Annotated in this window: 3 protein-coding genes and 1 pseudogene; 3 read left to right on the top strand and 1 reads right to left on the bottom strand. The window is 56.2% G+C overall.

Annotation, left to right across the window (positions count from 1 at the left end):
* Positions 1-871: pseudogene (locus tag RCH06_RS17615) on the top strand (hypothetical protein); the annotation flags it as partial.
* On the top strand, positions 864-3,470 hold the full coding sequence (locus tag RCH06_RS17610) for a GIY-YIG nuclease family protein (RefSeq protein ID WP_327082765.1): 2,607 nt from the start codon (positions 864-866) through the stop codon (positions 3,468-3,470). The pseudogene RCH06_RS17615 and the gene RCH06_RS17610, both read left to right, overlap by 8 nt.
* A 150-nt stretch (positions 3,471-3,620) precedes the next feature.
* Here the strand turns inward: RCH06_RS17610 and RCH06_RS17605 are convergent, their stop codons facing one another.
* Positions 3,621-4,298, bottom strand: coding sequence for a nitroreductase (locus RCH06_RS17605; RefSeq protein WP_327082764.1), 678 nt, complete (start codon positions 4,296-4,298; stop codon positions 3,621-3,623).
* Positions 4,299-4,397: 99 nt separating this feature from the next.
* Here RCH06_RS17605 and RCH06_RS17600 point away from each other — a divergent pair.
* The coding region (locus tag RCH06_RS17600) for a hypothetical protein (protein ID WP_327082763.1) at positions 4,398-4,724 on the top strand (327 nt) is incomplete at its 3' end.

The raw sequence follows: 4,724 nt of genomic DNA, 5'->3' as shown, positions 1-4,724 counted from the left end.
AGCGTGTACTTGGCCCTTGATGTCTTTGTCATTTTCGTTTTCCTTGTCTGAATTGAACCACTCAGCAAGGGATACGTTTTCTGGGGGCAAGGTCATGTTTCCCGGAGTGAAGATTCGTGGTGGTATTTCGTATTGGTTATGGGGACGCGAACATAGTGGTGGCTGCGAGGTTGTCACCATGATTAGCAATGAAGGTGTGGGTGAGCCTGTCGTTCGAAATCTCGATGCTTACGACGTTTTTGTGCGTCGCAATGAGGCTGTTCGTATCCTTGAAAAAATTCGATCCTTTAGGGTTAGCGGGCAAGCTGAAGCTAGTCTTGGCGACCAAGTTTCTGCAAGAAAACCCTTTGGTCTGACGAATCAACGTGGTAGCGAGAAAAATACGGGAATTAACGAGCCGATCTTGTTGTATGGAAATCAGCAAACTTCTTACGTAGCGAGATCAATCATTACCAGTAACACTAGCTGGATTGATCAGTGGAAAGTCTTGTTGGTAAAGGCGCACGGGACAAGTGGCCGTGATGACGTAACCATTCTTGGCGAACCCGTAGTTGCGGGGCCGGGGACGGCATGTACTGAGACCTATTTAATAATTGGCGTATGTGAGTCGGAATTTGAAGCAAAAAACTTAGCCGCGTATATGCGAACAAGATTTGTGAGGTTTCTCGTATCGCTCCGCAAAATCACGCAAAACATTACGCGCGCCTCCTATCGGTTTGTGCCGAAACTTCCAATGGATCGCTTGTGGTCTGACAACGATTTATACGCACGATATGGCATCACTCTGGATGAGATTGCCTTCATCCAGTCGCTTATAGCGGAACGCCCCAGCAATGATGTGGGTGAATCTGAAGAGCGCAATGATGAATAAACCCACCATCGAAGAAATCCTCCTGCCCAAGCCCACGGCCCGCCTGCGCATTTACGCTTATTCGATTGCCGATACAGCGCACAAAGGCCTGTTGAAAATTGGCCAAACCACGCGCCATGTCAAGCAGCGCGTGGCCGAACAGCTCAAGACGGCGGCAATCAAAAACTACACCATTGCCCTTGACGAAGCCGCCGAACGCGACGACGGCACGCTCTTTAACGACCACGAAGTCCGCGCCGCGCTGATCAAAAAAGGGTTTGCCAACACCGAACTGGAATGGATGCGCTGCACGCTGAAGGACGTCAAAACCGTACTGGCCGAGCTGCGCACCGGCCAGCGCTTCAGCGGCTCGCACCATGAAACCTTTGGCCTGCGCAGCGAGCAGGTGGACGCCGTGAACAAGACGTTCGACTACTACCACTCGATCTGGGCCGAAGACCCGAAAGCCTCCCCGCGCTTTCTGTGGAACGCCAAGATGCGTTTTGGCAAAACCTTCACCGCCTACCATTTGGCCAAAAAGCTCGAAGCCAGGCGCGTGCTGGTGCTGACTTTCAAACCGGCGGTTGAAGATGCGTGGAAAACCGATCTGGAGAACCATGTGGACTTTGACGGCTGGCAATACCACTCGCAATCCTCGGGCAGCGACGAGACGCACATCGACCGCGACCGGCCAATGGTGTATTTCGGCTCGTTTCAAGACCTGCTGGGGCGCGATGGGGCGGGAAACATCAAGCTTAAAAACGAGTGGCTGCACACGGTGAACTGGGATTTGGTGGTGTTTGACGAATACCACTTTGGCGCTTGGCGCGACACCGCCAAAGAGTTGTTTGAGGGCGAGGACGATGCGGTTGCCAAAAAAGAAACCAAGCTGGAATACGCCGGTGCGCTGGACGGCATCAATGAAGACCTGACCGTGCTTTCAGGCCAGGAAACTGATTTTCTGCCCATCACGACCAACGCCTATTTGTACCTGTCGGGCACGCCGTTCAAGGCGCTCGCCACGGGCGAGTTCATTGAAGAGCAAATCTTCAACTGGACTTACACCGACGAGCAGCGCGCCAAAGCGGCATTTGCCGCCGAGCACCCCGACCAGCGCAACCCCTACGGCGCATTGCCGCAAATGCGCCTGCTGACCTACCAAATGCCCGATGAGTTGCTGGTGATTGCCAACGGGGGCGAGTTCGATGAATTCGACCTCAATGCGTTTTTTGAGGCTTCAGGCACAGACAAAGAGGCGAAGTTCAAGCATAAAGACGATGTGCAGAAGTGGCTGGACATCATTCGCGGCGGGCATGCCGCCCAGTCGGCTGAATTTTTGAAAGTGGGCACGCGGCCGCCGTTTCCGTATTCGGATGTGCGCCTGCTGCCTTATATGCAGCACGCATTCTGGTTTTTGCCCAATGTGGCGGCGTGTCACGCAATGGCGAATTTGCTGGCTGAGCGGAACAACACCTTTTGGCGCGATTACACAACCATCGTGGCCGCAGGTGCGGCGGCGGGCATCGGGCTGGAAGCGCTGCCGCCGGTGCGCCAAGCCATTGGCAGCGGCTTTGACAGCAAGACCATCACGCTGTCATGCGGCAAGCTGACCACGGGCGTGACGGTGGCGCAGTGGTCGTCCATCCTGATGCTGCGCAACCTGAAGTCTCCCGAAACCTACTTTCAGGCTGCGTTTCGAGTGCAGTCGCCGTGGTCAATTAAAAACCCGAACGGCGACAACCCGAACGAGGAAGAAATCCTCAAACCCGTGTGCTTTGTCTTTGACTTTGCGCCCACACGCGCGCTGCGCCAGTTGTCTGAGTACGGCATCGGCCTGTCGCCCAACGAGGCCAATCCCGAAAACGCGGTGAAGGACTTGGTGGCCTTTTTGCCCGTGCTGGCCTACGACGGCGCGAACATGACGCAGATTGACGCGGGCGGCATTCTGGATATTGCGATGGCCGGCACGTCGGCCACGCTGTTGGCACGCAAATGGGAAAGCGCGCTGCTGGTGAACGTGGACAACGGCACCCTGCGCCGCATTCTTGACAATCCTGAAGCGATGGAGGCGATGGAACGCATCGAGGGCTGGCGCGCGCTGGGCAACAACGTCATCGAAACCATCATCAACAAGAGCGACAAGGTCAAGGCGCTGAAGAACAAGGCCAAAAACAAAGACCTGTCAGACCGGGAAAAGAAGCAGCTTTCTGAGGAGGAGCGGGAATATAAGTCCAGGCGAAAGCAGATACAGGAAAAGCTTATCAAGTTTGCGACGCGCATTCCCGCCTTCATGTACCTGACCGACTTTCGCGAGAACACGTTGCAGGACGTCATCACCAAGCTGGAGACCGATTTGTTCATGACGGTGACGGGGCTGACGGTCAAAGACTTTAACTTGCTGGTGCAGCTCAAAGTGTTCAACACCGAGCAGATGAACCAGGCCGTGTTTGCGTTTCGGCGCTATGAAGACGCTTCACTGCATTACACCGGCATTGAAAGCCACGAAGGTCTGGCGCACTACGGGCTTTACGACACGGTGGTGGCGAAAGAGTGGCGTGCGGGCTGGCCTGCAATCAATAAAAGCCAAACAGGCCGCCAGCGCTTGATAGACGTGCGCTAGCAGCTATCAATTTTAGTTATTCACTGTGATTCCAGTGGCCAAATGAGTGGCGCTGAACGGGGCCAGCGCACCATCCTTCATGAATTTGGCCTGACGCGTGGCCGCTTGCCTCTCGAACATGCAGTTGCAAACTGCGCGCACCCTTCAAGCTCAGTCGTCAAACCCCCGAAACGTCGCCGCCTCGTCCACCGGCTTGCGCTGCGAGACCACGGCGTTGGCCGGAAAACTCTCGTCGGGCCAGCCCATGGCAATGCAGGTTTGAATCATCTGGTCGTCGGGAATGTCGGCCTCGGCGCGCACCACGGGCGACTGCATGATGCCCTGGCTGTTGATCACGCAACCCAGGCCACGCGCCCACGCGACATTGACAATGGAGTTGACCACACCGCCACAGTCAAAAGGCGCCACATCGCTGCCCTCAATAGATCGGTCATAGGTCACCACGATCGAGACCGGAGCGTCGAACTGGCGAAAACCGCGCAGCACCCATTCGTGCCGTTTGGCCTTGTTCTCACGCTCAATGCCCATGGCGGCAAACAGCTGTTTGGCCACGCCAATCTGACGGTCGCGGTGCGGGCCTGCGTAATCGGGGCCCAGACGAAACTCACGTGAATCGGGCACGCCCGCCAGGTTGCGCTCCACGTTGCCAGCGCGGATGCGGTCCAGCACCTCGCCGGTGACCACATAAAAATTCCACGGCTGGGTGTTGTACGAGGTGGGCGCGCGCATGGCCAACTCCAGCACCTCGCGGATGAGCGCCTTGGGAACGGGCTTGTTCAGGTAGCCACGAATACTGCGGCGCTGCTGGATGACGTCATCGAATTTCATGCGTGTCTCTTTGGAGTGGGGACGGTGGGGCGTTGCGGGTGGGCTGCCGTCCCATTTTGCAAGGGCGGCTTTGCCTCAAGGGTCAACTGTGTGACTCGCTTGGCGCGTGTTGTCTTTGCAATTGCACCGGCTTTGCTGCACCTGTGGCATCACACCGCCGATGCGCGCAATGGTGCTGAGCCCAAGCTGGCGGCTTCAATCGGCCCGGCTTTACAGCCTAGAAACTGCGGCGACCAATCGCTGGCAATGGCTGTCAATGGACTGCTTCCAGGCACTCGTGTGCGGCATGGATATACGGAACAACCCTTACCCGGCTGCGCTGGATTCAGCTGTTTGACCTTGCCCCCAGAAAACGTATCCCTTGCTGAGTGGTTCAATTCAGACAAGGAAAACGAAAATGACAAAGACATCAAGGGCCAAGTACAC

The organism is Polaromonas sp. CG_9.5 (assembly GCF_035984465.1).
Taxonomy (GTDB): Bacteria; Pseudomonadota; Gammaproteobacteria; order Burkholderiales; family Burkholderiaceae_C; genus Polaromonas.
This window is presented reverse-complemented; position numbering and strand designations above follow the sequence as displayed.